Below are 14,564 nucleotides of genomic sequence, written 5' to 3' on the forward strand. Positions count from 1 at the left end.
GCCCTCCTTCAGATGAGCATGCCGATCTTGTCATAGACGGCCTTCGTGGTGGCGTACGCCACAGTGCGCGCCTTCTCGGCTCCGCGGTCGAGGAGGCGTTCCAGCTCTGCGCGATCATCGAGCAACTCCAACGCCCGCGCCCGGATCGGTGAGACCTCATCGGCGACCGCCTCCGCCACGGCGACCTTGAGGTGACCGTAGAGTTTGCCGTCGAATTCCTCGACCAGCTGCGGAACCGGCGTACCCGAAATCGCCGACAGAATCGACAGCAGATTCGAGACCCCCGGCTTGTTCTCGAAGTCGTAGGTGATCTCCGAGCCCGAGTCCGTGACGGCGGACTTGAACTTCTTGGTGTTCTTCTTGGGGTCGTCGAGGAGGTTGATCAGGCCATTCGGCGAGGCCGCCGACTTCGACATCTTGGCCGTCGGCTCCTGCAGGTCCTGGATCTTGCCGACGGACGCAAGGATGTGCGCGTCGGGGACGACGAACGTGTCGCCGTAGCGCGCGTTGAACCGCTCCGCCAGGTCGCGCGTGAGTTCCAGATGCTGACGCTGGTCCTCGCCCACCGGAACCTTGTCGGCCTGATAGATGAGGATGTCGGCCGCCATGAGGATCGGATAGGTGAACAGCCCGACGTTGGTGGTGTCGACGCCGCGCTTGGCGGACTTGTCCTTGAACTGGGTCATGCGGGATGCCTGACCGAAACCGGTCATGCAGGCGAGCGTCCACATCAACTGGGTGTGCTCGGGGATCTGCGACTGCACGAACACCACCGACCGGTCCGGGTCGATGCCGGCCCCGATGATCTGTGCTGCCGTGGCGAGCGTGCGCTCGTGCAGTTCCTCGGGTGAAGGCCATTCGTTGTAGGAATGCAGGTTTGCCACCCCGAAGAACGCCTCGAACTCGTCCTGCATCCCGACCCATTGCCGCAGCGCACCGAGATAGTTTCCGAGGTGCATGGAATCGGCGGTCGGCTGGGCCAGGGACAAGGCACGGGGTTTTGCGGTCGCAGTGGACGAGTTAGGCATGGGCGTCATTGTTCACCGTCGGCGTCCGACTCCGCGACCGAGTTCATCCTCCGCAGCCGGATGCGGGCCGCCCGCCGACCGTCGAGTTCCGTCACGCGCAGGGAGACCGGCACGGGTTCGGCGTCCTCCGGCGCCTCGCCGCGCGCCAGCGCGACCTCGATCTCGTCACCCTCGGCCGGGAGCCGGCCCAGCTGGGCCATCACATAGCCGGCGAGGGTGTCATAGGGCCCCTCGGGCAGGACATAGCCTGTCTCGTCGCCGAAGTCCTCCAGGGACACGAGCCCCTCGAGTTCGACCGTGTCCACCTCGACCGGCACGGGGTCGCTCACGACGTCGTATTCGTCGGTGATGTCACCCACCAATTCCTCGACCAGATCCTCCATGGTGACGATGCCGGCCGTCCCGCCGTATTCGTCCCGCACGATCGCCAGATGCGCCGCGCCCCGGCGCATTTCGCTCAGGGCCCGCAGCACCTTCACGGTCTCGGGGAACGCGAGAATGGGGCGTACGAAATCGATGACGGGTGTGGAGCGGGTCGCAACCTCGGGGTCGAAAAGGTCCCGCACGTGCACGAAGCCCGCGATGTCGTCGGCGGAGTCCCGGGTCACTGGATAGCGGGAGTGGGGGGCGTCGACCATGATGCGCACCGCCTTGTACGCCGGCAGGTCACCATCCAGAAACTCCACCTCGGTGCGCGGGATCATCACCTCCCGCAACGAGCGCTCACCCGCATCGAATACGTCGTCCACGATCCGGCGTTCCTCGTCCCCGAGGGTCAGCGACGACGACACCATCGACCGGATCTCCTCGTCGGTCACCTCCTCGCGCGCTGCCTTCGGGTCACCGCCGAGCACGCGGACGACAATGTCGGTCGACAGGCCCAGGAACCAGATCACCGGTTTCAGCGCGGTCGCGATGCCGTTCACCATCGGCGCGAGCGCGAGCGCGAAGCCCTCTGCCCGCTGCATGGCGAGCCGCTTGGCGGTGAGCTCGGAGAGAACGATCGAGAAATAGGAGATAACGATCGTCACGAGCACCAGCGAAAGCGTTCCGGCCGCGGGGACTCCCCGGTCGTGAAGGACCTCACCGAGCCGGGCCGCGATCGTCGCCCCACCGAACGATGCGGAGAGGAAGCCCGACAGGGTGACGCCGATCTGCACGGCAGACAGGAAGGTGTTCGGGTTGGCGGCCAGCTTGGCGACCGTGGCTCCGCGTTTGCCACGTCCGGCTATGCGGCGGATCTGGCTTTCCCGCAGGGAGACCAGCGCCATCTCCGCACTGGCGAACACCCCACCGATGATGATGAAGAGGAAAATCAAGAGAACGTCGGTCACCATGTGCGGCAACCTCGCCCTTCAACGCGGGCGCTGCGGCCCGCCCACTCGATGCGCCCGGACCCCGGTGGGTCGACGGGCGAGGGACTGTCGGGCTCCGGTCTGGCAGACGGCATGCCGACCAGCCTAAAGGACTTGGTGCTCGCGCCCCCTTGCGCTTCAATTCCGGGCCATGACGACGCCCACATGGCCGTGTTCGGGATTGCGGTGGCCCGACTCTGTGCCGACGCTCATCGATCCGGACCGCAGGGTCCAGTTGCGAGCGCATCGAGCCGACGACCTCGCGCGCGTTGTCGAGATGTGCACCGATCCCGAGTTCGTGCGATGGACGACGACTCCGCACCCTTACAGCGCCGTCGACGGCAGAGTCTTCCTCGGGACCTTCGTGCCCACGGAGGTCGACGCCGGTCGATCGATGATGTGGGCGGTGGCAGCCATCGACTCCGCGTCGACCCGGGGTGACGCTGCAGCCCGTTTCTGCGGCACGGTCGAGATTCGCCTGCAGGGAGACGGTGTCGGGGAGATCGCCTTCGGTCTCCACCCGGACGCCCGCGGTCAGGGGCTGTTGCGGCGGGCGGGCCGGCTCGCGCTGGACTGGGCGTTCGATGTTGCGGGCCTGCGCGCCGTGCGGTGGCGTGCGGTTGTCGGCAACTGGGATTCACGGCACCTGGCGGCGGCGCTGGGGTTTCGGTTCGAGGGCGTACGCCGCGCCGGACTCGCGCAACGGGGCGTGCTGACCGACTGCTGGACCGCCACGGTGCTGTCGACCGATCCGCGCACCTCCGTGGCGCCACCCCGGCAGCCGACGCTGCGGGGAGCGGGAGTCATCCTGCGTCCGTTCGCCGAACGCGACCTGCCACGGATTGTCGAGGCGTGTGCCGACCCCCAGAGTCAGCATTGGCTCGGCGGACTACCGCGCGACTATCGCGCGGCGCACGCCCGCGACTTCCTTGAACACTGTCGCGAGACCGCTGCCAACTTCACCGACTGGACCTGGTCGCTGACCACGCCGGAAACCGACGAATGCCAAGGCGCCCTCACGCTCTTCCACCTCCGGGACGGCTCCGAGGCCGGCGAGCTGGGCTATTGGACCCACCCCGATGCGCGCGGCCGGGGGCTCACCGGCGCCGCCGCGCGGGCCGTCGCCGACTTCGCCCTCGGCGAGCTGGCGGACCGGACCGCGGATGGCCCGGTTGGGCGGGCCTTGACAAGCCGGGGGATCCACCGATCGCTGACGGTTCGCGTCGCGGTCGAGAACCATGCCTCCCAAGCCGTTGCCCGGCGCACGGGGGCGGATCTGGTGGGCCGGCTCCCCGAGGCCGAACGGCTCGGCAATGACCGGTGGACCGATCTGTTTCTGTTCAGCCGGACGCGTCGATCAGGTGCGGTTGAGCCCGGACCCGCCGATGGTCACTCGGCGGTTCGGACTTGAGTGTGCGGGACACTCGGAGAGTGGGTAGATGGAGTGGTGTCAGCGCGGTGATCGCGACAGTCGTGCTGGTGTCGGGCTGTGGCGGCACGACGGTGAGTGGGACCGTGCCGACTCCCTCCGCCACTGCCGCGCGCACCCCGACCCCGAAGCCGCCCACCCCCTCCCCCACGCCCGAGGAGAACCGCGTCTTTGTCCCGGGCCCCCCCGGCGTCGTGACCCGCGCCCAGGAAGGCACCGCGACCGTCTCGGTGAATCGATATTCCTGGCAACGCACCGGCAATGGGCCGGATTCGCGGCCGCCCGAGGCTCAATACCTGGTCCTCGATGTGACGGTGCGGGCGTTGGCGGGAAAGGTGCAGATCAATCCGCTGTATTTCTCGCTTCGAACCGCCGGCGGACAGCCGCTGTCCCCTGTGCTCGGCTTGGACGGAAACGAGCCCGTCCTCGCATCGATGGAACTCAACGCACCCGATTCGGTGAATGGTCTCGTTGCGTTCGACACCCTTCCCGGACCGGTCGTGGTGGTGATCACGGACGAACTGGGCAACCAGGCCGGACAGATCCCCATCGGCCACCAAGGCGCAGCTCCCGAACAGCGAACCAGACAGGCATCCGGCACACCGACGCCCCGTCCGGCAGACTGACCGAATGATAATGACCCCCGCGCAACTCGACCGGGCCGCCGGCGTCCTGGTCGGCCAGGCCTGCGGTGACGCTCTCGGCGTGCCCTATGAGTTCGCGGTGCTGCCCGACGGTGAGCCCGAGATGATCGGTGGCGGTCTGGGCCCATATGCGCCGGGCGAATGGAGTGACGACACCCAGATGTCGATCTGCATCGCCAGGGTGGCCGCGACCGGAGCCGACCTCACGAGCGTCGCAGCCCAGGATTCGGTAGCCAGCGCGTTCGAGGAATGGCTGGCCGGCGGCGCGAGCGACGTCGGCGTCCAAACCGGCACGTTGCTCCGCGGAGTGGGTCGCGTGCCCGGTCCCCGGGGTGAGATCCTCCGGGCCGCATCCCGCGCCCTGCACGAGGAGACGGGGCGAAGCGCGGGAAATGGAGCCCTCATGCGGACCGCGGTGGTCGGGTTGACCCGATTGCTGGACCGTGCCGCCACCGCCACCGCGGCACGGGCCATGGCGGAGCTGACCCACTTCGACCCGCTGGCCGGCGATGCCTGCGTGCTGTGGAGCGAGCTGGTGCGCAGCGCCGTGCTCGATGGGCCCGGAGACGGCACGCCCGAGCTGGCGCTCGAACTGTTGCCGCCCGCGCGCCGCGACCAGTGGCAGCGTTGGCTCGCGGACGTCATTGCGGACCCGACACCGGCGCGCTTCCCGAACAATGGCTACACTGTCGCCGCGCTTCAGGCGGCTTATGCCGCGGTGGTCTTCGCCCTGCGGGGCCGCCCGGACACAGCAGTGCGGGCCGGGCTCGTCGCCGCAGTCCGCGCCGGTCATGACACCGACACCGTGGCGGCCATTGCCGGCGGTGCGCTCGGCGCACTGTTCGGGCGTTCCGCGATCCCGGCCGAATGGCGAGCACGGATCCACGGTTGGCCCGGTCTGCGCGCCGCTGAACTTGCGACACTGGCCACCGACACCGCCACGCGCGGACTGTCTGCCTGAACACGGTGTGGCCCGTTTCCGGGGCCGGACTAAGGTCGTTCCCCGTGACTTCCGAGACCGACCAGTGGGTTGTGACCCTGACCTGCAATGACCGACCGGGCATCGTCCACGCTGTTTCGGCGGCCGTCGTCGCCGCTCAGGGCAACATCACCGAGTTGCAGCAGTTCTCCTCGGACACCGGACGCTTCTTCATGCGCCTGCACGTGGAGACGGCCGCGACCGAGACAGCCTTGCGTACGCTCCTCGGCGAAGCCGCCACCGGACTGGACGCCGACTGGCGACTCGACCGGGTGGGGCGCCGGATGCGCACCCTCGTGCTCGCATCGAAGGCCGGTCACTGCGTCAATGACCTGCTCTTCCGGCAGCGGTCCGGGCTGTTGCCCGTCGAGATCCCGCTCGTGCTGTCGAACCATCCGGTCCTCGGTCCGCTGGCGGACTTCTATGGTGTCCCCTTCGAGCACCACGCGGTCCTGCCCGCGACGAAAGCCGCCTTCGAGGACCGCATCATCGAGGTGGTGGAACAGCATGACGTCGAGCTCGTGGTGCTGGCCCGCTATATGCAGATTCTTTCCCCCGGGCTCTGCGAGGCACTCACCGGCCGAGCGATCAACATCCATCACTCGTTCCTGCCCGGGTTCAAGGGCGCGAATCCCTATCGCCAGGCGCACGCCCGCGGCGTGAAGCTGATCGGCGCGACGGCACACTTCGTGACTTCGGATCTGGACGAGGGCCCCATCATCGAGCAGAACGTGGTCCGGGTGGACCACAGCAACTCCACGCAGGAACTGGTCGCCATCGGTCAGGACGAGGAGTCGCGGACGCTCACCGAAGCCGTGAAGCTGTTCGCCGAGCATCGGGTGCTCCTGGACGGGGCCAGAACGATCATCTTCCGCTGACCGCGCCCGGCTCACAGGTCGAGGTGACCGTCCTTCATCGCCTCGCGCACGACCTCGGCCGCGGTGCCGACACGGCGCCCCAGCTCCGCATATCGCTTGGTGGCCCGCGCAATGTAGGTGTTCACGGTCGCCTCCGCGACCGGAGGCCGCATTCGACCCCCCACTGCTTTGCGTGGAATACCCTGCGCCAGGAGCTGCAACGCCTCCAGCTCTCGAGGCGGGAGCTGGGCCGCCAGCGTTTCGTCCGTTGCCAGCAGATAGGCCAGCTCGCTGCTGACGGCGATCTCCCCTGACACGGCCATGTCGATCGCGTCCAGCAGCGCCTCCTCAGGGTCGGCCTTGAGCACGACTCCACGCGCTCCGGCCGCGAGCGCAACCCTGATCGGCACGGGACGCAACTCCGAGGTGAACAACAGACATGGCACCCCTCGTTCCACCAGTCTGGCCACCGTGTCCCCGGCCCGGCTGTCGTCCGCCAGGTGAAGGTCCAACAGAGTCAGGTCCACCGGGACGCTCTCGAGTGCATCGAACAGGTCTTCCGCTTCGCTGACGGCAATGTCGAGGCGCACCCGGTCAGGATGCTCTGCCGCGATCGCGCCCAGCCCCCGCAGCATCACCCGGTGGTCGTCGACGGCGGCGAGGCGCACCGGCCGCGTCAGTTCCCCCGCAGTGGCACCAACGGCTCCGTCCGTTCGCTCACCGACGTGGTCGCTCCCCTCGGCGCCAAAGCCCTGACTGTCAACCGACACCATTGGTCCCCCTCCTCCAGGTCGATCTCCGTGTGCTCACGCCACTCGCGCAGCTTCTCCTCCGCAGGGTTCCGAACCACCAGAGCCACCTCCCCGAAGGCGCTCAGGAAAGCGGTTCCGGATTCGCTGCCGTCCGCTCCCAGCGCCAGGAGCAGCACCTTCGCGCCGGTCGTGACAGCACGCCGCTGGGCCGGTCTGACGCGGATCTCGAGCTGCCATCCGGCCCGCCGAGTCTCATCAACCGCCGCCGCCAGCAGGTCGTCCGGTCCACCGAATCGCAACTCGTCGCGGACCGTCGCCTCCAGGCGAAGCGCCGCCTGCCGAACGGCCGGGTCACGCAGATCCACGCGGTCCTCCGCAACCGCTCGCAGGAAAGGCACGACTCTGCGCCGCGTGCGTCCCAGGCGCGCATCCTCGGCGCCATGGCGCTGGGTCAGGTGCTCCACCCGCAAGCGCGTGCGCAGTGTCTCGTCCCGAGCGCACAGTGCGCGTCGCACGAAGCGGCTCAGGACGGCCCGCGGCAGCAGAATGCCCAGCACCGTGGTGGGCGCTGTCAGCGCGCCGAAGAGGTCACCGGTGATCGCATCCAGACCGAATCGGGTGGCGCCGAGCCCGAACAGGGCGAGCCACAACACTCCCATCGCAAGCAGCGACCAGCCGAACCGATGCTGGATCGCCACCATCAGCAGAAGGGCCGAGCTGCCTCCGGCCAGGAAGAGTTGATAACCGTTGTCGATGTCCGGCGAGACCGCGAGAACGTTCAGCGCGAAAGCGATCACCCCGGCCGCGATGAGAAGCGCGTAGGAGCGCATGGGGTTTTCTCGGGTGCCCCGAACGAGTGCCCACGAGCCGCTGGCCGCGAACACCACGAGACCGGCAACGGCGAGTGCGGGCGTCGCGAAATAGGGGAACATCAGCAGACCGAGCAGCACGGTCCCCACCAGCCCGGGAATCACCATCGGCGTCATTTCCCGTGTGAGTTCCCGCCATGTGCCGTCGACCCGCTGGGTCACGCCCGCGGGCGACCAGCTGAACTCGACCGTGGTGCCCGCACCACTCGACCGGATGGCAACCGCACCACCGATCTCACTCATGCGCCCGACCATCGACTCGTTGATCCCGACTCCCCAGGTCACGTCCTCGGGCATCCCTCGGCCGTGGTCGACCACGGCGACCACCACACCCGACCGCACGGTCCGCACTCGGATGCTCGCCGTGGCGGTGCCGGCATGGCGCGCCACGTTGCGGAGCGCCTCCGCGCAGGCGGAGACGATGGCCTCGGTCACCTCGAGCGGAAGCCGGGGATCTCGACCGGTGACCTCCGCCCGCACACCGGTGATCCCGTCGAGAAGCTCCAACCGGTCGATCAGGCGCAGGTCGGCGGCGGGCTGCGCCGACCCGACCCGCAGGTCACCGGACTGAAGCCCACCCACGGCCCTTCCTGCCAGGGCCTGCACGGCTGGGTCGTCACTCACGCGTGCCTGGGCCACAGCCCGCAACGCATGGCTCACATCGTCATGCAGGAATCGCGCAACCCTCCGGGCTTGGTTGGTCGCCGCGCTGCGCGCGGCTTCCTCGCGCAACGCTCTGGCGTGCTCCTGCTCGGCCTCATCGCTGGCATCGGCCACCCGGCGCACGGCAGCGAGTCCCAGGATGACCGTCAGGACCAGTTGGTTGCTGATCACCAGATCCGCGACGCTCATGCGCCAGGAGTCACCGCTGAGGAGGCCGGCCCACAGGCGGACGCCGGCGAACAGAACCAGCGCCACCCCGCCGGTCCACCAACGAAACCGACTTCCGAAGGCCAGCACCCAGCACAGGACCATGACCATGATCGAGGTAGGCCACCAGTGCGCATCCCAACCAACCTGCTTGTGTGACAGCGCGAACGCGAACATCGCGGCGGCAGTGGCGAAGGCGACCACGGCCTCCACGACCCAGTTGCGCACCGAAAACAGCAGGAGCGCCGCGACCCCGAAATGCAGCGCCCCGAGGAGGAGGAGTGCCGACTGGCCCGAAACGTCCAGATGGACGAACTCAGCAAGGAAACTGCGCCAGGCACCGAGGAAGGTTCCGAGCCCAGGAACCACCACCGCCCAGCGGACGCCCTTGTCGAGCACCCGCGCCCAGCCACTTCGGGGCACCTCGTCCTCCATGCACCAGACCCCGACGGAGCCGGAGTTCCCTGTCCATCAAACCAAGGCGCACCGACACTACCTACCAAATGTCATGAATTTGTCCGATCCGCACTCCCGCCACGCGGGCCCAGCCCTCGCTGGTAGCGTCGGGGCGGAGTTCGGACAAAGGAGTTAAACCGTGACAAAGACCCCCGTCAAAGTGGCCGTGACAGGCGCAGCCGGCCAGATCTGCTACAGCCTGCTCTTCCGGATCGCGAGCGGTGAGCTGTTGGGCAAGGACCAGCCGGTGGCTCTGCATCTGCTGGAAATCACGCCCGCACTGAAGGCGCTCGAGGGCGTCGTCATGGAACTGGACGACTGCGCGTTCCCTCTGCTGCAGAACGTGGTGACCGGCGACGACGCCAACAAGGTGTTCGACGGCGTCAACATCGCCCTCCTGGTCGGTGCGAAGCCGCGCGGCAAGGGCATGGAGCGGGGCGACCTGCTCAAGGACAACGGTGGCATCTTCGCCCCGCAGGGCAAGGCGCTGAACGATCACGCCGCGGACGACATCCGCGTCTTGGTGACCGGCAACCCCGCCAACACGAACGCGCTGATCGCGATGCACAGCGCGCCCGACATTCCCAACGAACGCTTCAACGCCCTCACGCGTCTGGATCACAACCGTGCGATCTCGCAGTTGGCCGCCAAGCTTGACGTCGACGTCACCGACATCAAGAAGATGACCATCTGGGGCAACCACTCCGCGACCCAATATCCGGACCTGTTCAACTGCGAGGTGAACGGCAAGAACGCCGCCGAACTGGTCAACGACCAGGCCTGGCTCGCCGACAACTTCATCCCCACCGTGGCAAAGCGCGGCGCCGCCATCATCGAGGCCCGCGGACTGTCGTCTGCGGCATCCGCCGCCAACGCCACGATCGACCACATGCGCGACTGGGTTCTCGGCACCCCGGCCGACGACTGGGTCTCCATGTCGGTGCCCTCCGACGGCTCCTACGGGGTCGCCGAGGGCATCATCTCCTCGTTCCCGTGCACGGTGACCAACGGTGAATACGCCATCGTGCAGGGCCTGGAGATCAACGAGTTCTCCCGCGGAAAGATCGACGCATCTGTCGCTGAACTCGTCGAGGAACGCGACACCGTCAAGGACCTCGGGCTCATCTGAGCCGCCAAAACCCCCGAAAGCGGACAATTCACGTCCAACAAGCGAACTGCCCAGGATTGGGCAGTGACACCCCACCACCCGGCCCATTAGGGTCGGGGCCACATGCAAGGAGGCTGTTAACAACTATGAGCGACGAGCGCAAGCCCTTGGTCATCACCGGCCGCGACGAGCTGATGGAATACGTCGGCAAGGATCTGGGCACCAGTGACTGGGTCACCGTCAACCAGGAAGACATCAACACCTTCGCCGATCTGACCGGCGACGATCAGTGGATCCACGTCGATCAGGAGCGCGCCAAGGCGGGCCCCTACGGCACCACGATTCAGTACGGCTTCCTCACCCTGAGCAAGTCCACCGGCCTCCTCTGGGAGGTCTGCGTGGTGGAGGGCTTTGAAGTCATCCTCAACTACGGCCTCAACAAGGTCCGCTTCCCGTCTCCGCTGAAGACCGGACAGCGCTACCGGATGCACACCAACCTGGCCGAAGTGAATGACATCAAGGGCAACGGGGTCGAGACGATCTACAAGCTGACCTACGAGGTCGAGGGCGAGGACAAGCCCTGCTGCGTGGCCGATCTCGTCTTCCGTTACTACAACTGATCACTTGAACCCTGGGCACTCGTCAATGATGCGGGTGCCCAGGGCCGCTCAAGCACGACACAAAAAGTTCCGCACAGGGGAGGAGGGTGCCCATGGCAACCCGGAAACGAACGAGCACGCCCCCGGAGAAGGAGGCGACTTCGTCGCCCACCCTGGCTCCGCCGGTCGCCAAGGATCTCGCACCGGAGGTCTTGGCAGCACTGGATATCACCGACACCAGCGGCAATCCGCCGGCGTCGCTCGATGGGCGAGATCCGGAGTTCTTGAAGAAGCTCTACGAGGGCGTCGTCCGCGCACGCGCTTTCGAGGACCGCATGCACTCGATGTATCGTGCTGGCGATCTTCTCGGCTCCTATTACTCGGGCAACTGGCACGAGGCCATCAGCGTCGGCACCATGGCCGCGATGACGCCCGAGGATTACTTCGCGCCGCTGCACCGCGACGTGGGTGCGCACCTCATGCGCGGCATGCCGCCGGAGGAGATCATGGGCTCCTTCATGGGCAAGGCGATCGCTCCCACCGGTGGGCGCGACGGCACCCTGCACTACGGCCGTCTCGACCTCAACACCTACAACCCGCCCAGCCACATTCCGGCGAACTACCCGGTGGCGACCGGAATGGCGTTCGCGGCGAAATACCGCGGCGACGACCGGGTGGCGGTCGCGATCTGTGGTGACGGCTCCACGTCGCGCGCCGATTTCCACGAGGCCGTGAACATCGCTGGTGCGATGCAGCTGCCGATCGTGTTCCAGGTTCAGAACAACCAGATCGCAATGGGGACCAAGCTGTCGATGCAGACCCATTCGTCGAGCTTCGCGATCAAGGCTGTCGCCTATGGCATCCCCGGCATCAAGTGTGACGGCACCGACGTGGTGGCTGTCTATGACGCCATGAAGGAAGCCGTTGACCGCGCCCGCGCCGGCGGTGGGCCCACCCTCGTCGAGGCAGTCACCATGCGCATGCACGGGCACGCCGAGCATGACTCTGCCGACTATGTGGATCCGGCCCTCATCGAGGAGTGGGGCAAGAGGGACCCGGTCGAACTCTTCGAGAAGCGTCTCCTCGACGCGAAGATCATCACCGACGAAGAGGCCACAGCGGCTCGCGAAGATGCCCGCAAGTGGGCGATCGCAGCCCGCAAGATCGCGGTATCCGCTCCGATGCCCGACCCCAGCAACATCGAGGAAGGTGTCTATGCCAACTGAAGAGAAAACCTCCTACACCTACCTTGAGGCGATCAGTGCCGCGCTTGATCACGAGCTCGAGCGGGATGAAGATTTCTTCATCATCGGCGAGGACGTCGGCGCCTTTGGCGGCCCCTTCAAGGTGACCAAGGGCTTCCTGGAGAAGTTCGGGCCCAAGCGGATCATCGACTCACCGATCGCCGAGACCGGCATGGCCGGTCTGGCGGCGGGCGCGGCGCTGGTCGGCTTGCGTCCGATGGTCGAGTTCCAGTTCGCGGACTTCATCTCCTGCGCCTTCGACCCGATCATCAACACGATCGCGCGCCACCACTGGCGAACCGGCGATCCGATGCCGCTGACCATGCGGGCACCGTTCGGTGGCCGACTGCGGGCGGGCCCCACCCACTCGCAGAGCATGGAGTCCTATTTCGCCCACGTGCCCGGCCTGAAGATCGTCATGCCCGGCACTGCAGCCGATGCAGCCGGTCTGTTGATCTCGTCGATCCGCGACAACAACCCGGTGATGTTCTTCGAGAACAAATATCTGTACCGGCGTCTGACCACCCCCGGCCCGCTGTCGCTCGACCCGATCGAATTGGGCAAGGCGAATGTGGTCACGCAGGGCACGGATATCTCGGTGATCACCTATTCCGCCGGTGTCCATCAGGCCGTCGAGGCTGCGGAGGAGCTCGCCAAGGACGGCATCTCGGTGGAGGTCGTCGACCTGCGCACCATCAAGCCGCTCGACACCGAGACGGTCGTCGAGTCGGTCAAGAAGACCTCCCGCGCCGTCGTCCTGCACGAGGCCGCCGAGTTCCTCGGAATGGGTGCCGAGATTGCTTCGGTCATCCAGAAGGAGGCGTTCTGGTATCTGGATCAGCCGGTCGAGCGGATCGCGGCACTGAACACCCCGACTCCGACCAGCCCCCCGCTGGAGGACGCGGTGATTCCGCAGCCGGCTCAGATCGTTGAGACCATCCGGAAGGTGGCCAAGGCATGACTCAGTACGACATCTGCGTCCTTGGCGGAGGCCCTGGCGGCTACGCCTCGGCTCTGTATGCGGCATCGGCTGGGCTCAAGGTCGCCATCGTCGAGAAAGACATCTTCGGCGGCACCTGCCTCAACCGTGGTTGCATCCCGGCCAAGGGTCTGCTCCAGGCAGCCGAGGTCTATCGGGCGGTTGGTCATGCCAACCAGTTCGGCTTCGAACTGCCCAAGGGCGAGACGAAGATCGACTGGCCGGCCGTCAACAAGCGCAAGGGCACGGTCGTCAACCAGCTGGTTCGCGGCCTCGAGGGCCTGATCAAGAAGCGCAAGGTCGACATCTTCCGTGGCAAGGGCACGATGAACGCCGACGGCAAGATCGTCGTCGACGGCCAGACCATCGACTCGAAGAACACGATCATCGTGTCGGGTTCGGTGCCCAAGTGGTTCCCGGGCATGGAGCCGGGTCCGCGGGTCATCACCTCCGATGAAGCCACCAACTCGACCTGGGAGTCCCTGCCCAAGTCCATTGCGGTCATCGGCGGCGGCGTCATCGGTGTCGAGTTCGCGTCCGTCTACATCGACATGGGCGTCGAGACCACCCTGCTGGAGTTCATGGACGACCCGATTCTGCCGCTCGGCACCGACCGCGAAGTCGCGGACACGGTCGCCAAGAGCCTCAAGAAGCGCGGTCTGAAAGCCATCGGCGGAGCCAAGGTCGGCCAGCTCAAGGACAACGGCAACACCGTTACCGTGCCTTACGAGAAGGGCGGCAAGCAGGAGTCCATCGAGGTCGAGCAGGTGCTCGTGGCAGTGGGCCGTCGTCCGCTGTCGGAGGATCAGGGCTTCGAAGAGGCCGGCGTGAAGCTCGACGAGCGTGGTTTCGTCGAGGTGAACACCGACACGATGCAGACCTCCAAGTCGAACGTCTACGCCATCGGCGATGTCGTGAACACCCCGGGGCTCGCCCATGTGGCGTACGCGGAGGCCATCGTCGCTGTCAAGCACATCCTGGGTGAGAATCCGGTGCCGGTGGACTACGGCAAGGTGCCGAACATCGTGTACGCGCACCCGGAGATCGCTTGGTCCGGAATGAGCGAGGAGCAGGCCAAGGAAGCCGGCATCGACTATGAGGTCAAGAAGCACGGCTGGCCCGGCAATGGTCGGTCCATGATCGTTGGCGAGACCGAGGGCATGGTCAAGATCATCGCCGAGAAGAACGGTCCGATCATCGGCTTCCATATCGCCGGTCCGTGGGCTTCGGAACTGATGAACGGCGGCTACTACGCGGTCAACTGGGAAGCCACCCCGGAGGACCTCGGCCACCTGATCCATGCCCACCCGACCCTGGCGGAGAACATCGGCGAGACCGTGATCACCTTCTCCGGCCGTTCCTTGCACAACTAACCCACGCGATACACCACGCCCG

Annotated in this window: 13 protein-coding genes; 9 read left to right on the forward strand and 4 right to left on the reverse strand. The window is 66.6% G+C overall.

Annotated features, from left to right (window positions below):
• Window positions 1–8: 8 nt before the first annotated feature.
• Both trpS and ACQ260_RS12210 read right to left on the reverse strand, forming a co-directional pair.
• On the reverse strand, window positions 9–1,028 hold the full coding sequence (trpS, locus tag ACQ260_RS12205) for a tryptophan--tRNA ligase (RefSeq protein ID WP_432559728.1): 1,020 nt from the start codon (window positions 1,026–1,028) through the stop codon (window positions 9–11).
• 5 nt (window positions 1,029–1,033) lie between these two features.
• The gene (locus ACQ260_RS12210) at window positions 1,034–2,374 is read right to left on the reverse strand and encodes a hemolysin family protein (RefSeq protein ID WP_432559729.1); all 1,341 of its coding nucleotides are present in this window, start codon (window positions 2,372–2,374) and stop codon (window positions 1,034–1,036) included.
• Window positions 2,375–2,534: 160 nt separating this feature from the next.
• Here ACQ260_RS12210 and ACQ260_RS12215 point away from each other — a divergent pair, with 160 nt between their 5' ends.
• The 4 genes from ACQ260_RS12215 to purU are packed head-to-tail and all read left to right on the forward strand — an operon-like array spanning window position 2,535 to window position 6,313.
• A complete protein-coding gene (locus ACQ260_RS12215; protein ID WP_432559730.1) occupies window positions 2,535–3,794 on the forward strand; it encodes a GNAT family N-acetyltransferase in 1,260 nt (419 codons plus the stop codon).
• A gap of 20 nt (window positions 3,795–3,814) precedes the next feature.
• Entirely contained in the window at window positions 3,815–4,438 is a 624-nt protein-coding gene (locus ACQ260_RS12220) for a DUF4352 domain-containing protein (RefSeq protein WP_432559731.1), read from the forward strand.
• Window positions 4,439–4,442: 4 nt separating this feature from the next.
• Window positions 4,443–5,417 carry an ADP-ribosylglycohydrolase family protein gene (locus ACQ260_RS12225; protein WP_432559732.1) on the forward strand — a complete coding sequence of 325 codons (975 nt, stop codon included), beginning with the start codon at window positions 4,443–4,445 and terminating at the stop codon, window positions 5,415–5,417.
• A 44-nt stretch (window positions 5,418–5,461) separates the two neighbouring features.
• Complete coding sequence (gene purU, locus ACQ260_RS12230; RefSeq protein WP_432559733.1) at window positions 5,462–6,313, forward strand: formyltetrahydrofolate deformylase; 852 nt, start codon at window positions 5,462–5,464, stop codon at window positions 6,311–6,313.
• 11 nt (window positions 6,314–6,324) lie between these two features.
• On the opposite strand, the gene ACQ260_RS12235 is transcribed toward purU, so the two are convergent.
• Window positions 6,325–7,065 (reverse strand): response regulator, encoded by a 741-nt coding sequence (locus tag ACQ260_RS12235; RefSeq protein WP_432559734.1) that lies wholly within the window; start codon window positions 7,063–7,065, stop codon window positions 6,325–6,327.
• Window positions 6,969–9,218, reverse strand: coding sequence for a sensor histidine kinase (locus ACQ260_RS12240; RefSeq protein WP_432559735.1), 2,250 nt, complete (start codon window positions 9,216–9,218; stop codon window positions 6,969–6,971). The genes ACQ260_RS12235 and ACQ260_RS12240 overlap by 97 nt, the downstream gene beginning before the upstream one ends.
• Window positions 9,219–9,378: 160 nt before the next feature.
• Between ACQ260_RS12240 and ACQ260_RS12245 the strand changes: the two genes are divergently transcribed.
• The 5 genes from ACQ260_RS12245 to lpdA all read left to right on the forward strand — a co-directional run bounded on the left by ACQ260_RS12245 (window position 9,379) and on the right by lpdA (window position 14,542).
• Window positions 9,379–10,368, forward strand: coding sequence for a malate dehydrogenase (locus ACQ260_RS12245; protein WP_432559736.1), 990 nt, complete (start codon window positions 9,379–9,381; stop codon window positions 10,366–10,368).
• A 125-nt stretch (window positions 10,369–10,493) separates the two neighbouring features.
• Window positions 10,494–10,967 (forward strand): MaoC family dehydratase, encoded by a 474-nt coding sequence (locus ACQ260_RS12250; protein ID WP_432559737.1) that lies wholly within the window; start codon window positions 10,494–10,496, stop codon window positions 10,965–10,967.
• Window positions 10,968–11,059: 92 nt separating this feature from the next.
• Window positions 11,060–12,172, forward strand: coding sequence for a thiamine pyrophosphate-dependent dehydrogenase E1 component subunit alpha (locus ACQ260_RS12255; RefSeq protein ID WP_432559738.1), 1,113 nt, complete (start codon window positions 11,060–11,062; stop codon window positions 12,170–12,172).
• Window positions 12,162–13,151, forward strand: coding sequence for an alpha-ketoacid dehydrogenase subunit beta (locus ACQ260_RS12260; protein WP_432559739.1), 990 nt, complete (start codon window positions 12,162–12,164; stop codon window positions 13,149–13,151). The genes ACQ260_RS12255 and ACQ260_RS12260 overlap by 11 nt, the downstream gene beginning before the upstream one ends.
• Complete coding sequence (gene lpdA / locus ACQ260_RS12265; RefSeq protein ID WP_432559740.1) at window positions 13,148–14,542, forward strand: dihydrolipoyl dehydrogenase; 1,395 nt, start codon at window positions 13,148–13,150, stop codon at window positions 14,540–14,542. Before ACQ260_RS12260 ends, lpdA begins: the two co-directional genes overlap by 4 nt.
• Window positions 14,543–14,564: the final 22 nt, after the last annotated feature.

This window comes from Ammonicoccus luteus (assembly GCF_050880385.1).
Taxonomy (GTDB): Bacteria; Actinomycetota; Actinomycetes; order Propionibacteriales; family Propionibacteriaceae; genus Enemella.

Coding starts and splice junctions, on each gene's coding strand:
- ACQ260_RS12240 (WP_432559735.1), bottom strand. CDS start 9,218: ATGGAGGACGAGGTGCCCCGAAGTGGCTGGGCGCGGGTGCTCGACAAG.
- trpS (WP_432559728.1), bottom strand. CDS start 1,028: ATGCCTAACTCGTCCACTGCGACCGCAAAACCCCGTGCCTTGTCCCTG.
- ACQ260_RS12250 (WP_432559737.1), top strand. CDS start 10,494: ATGAGCGACGAGCGCAAGCCCTTGGTCATCACCGGCCGCGACGAGCTG.
- ACQ260_RS12255 (WP_432559738.1), top strand. CDS start 11,060: ATGGCAACCCGGAAACGAACGAGCACGCCCCCGGAGAAGGAGGCGACT.
- ACQ260_RS12260 (WP_432559739.1), top strand. CDS start 12,162: ATGCCAACTGAAGAGAAAACCTCCTACACCTACCTTGAGGCGATCAGT.
- ACQ260_RS12215 (WP_432559730.1), top strand. CDS start 2,535: ATGACGACGCCCACATGGCCGTGTTCGGGATTGCGGTGGCCCGACTCT.
- ACQ260_RS12235 (WP_432559734.1), bottom strand. CDS start 7,065: ATGGTGTCGGTTGACAGTCAGGGCTTTGGCGCCGAGGGGAGCGACCAC.
- ACQ260_RS12225 (WP_432559732.1), top strand. CDS start 4,443: ATGATAATGACCCCCGCGCAACTCGACCGGGCCGCCGGCGTCCTGGTC.
- lpdA (WP_432559740.1), top strand. CDS start 13,148: ATGACTCAGTACGACATCTGCGTCCTTGGCGGAGGCCCTGGCGGCTAC.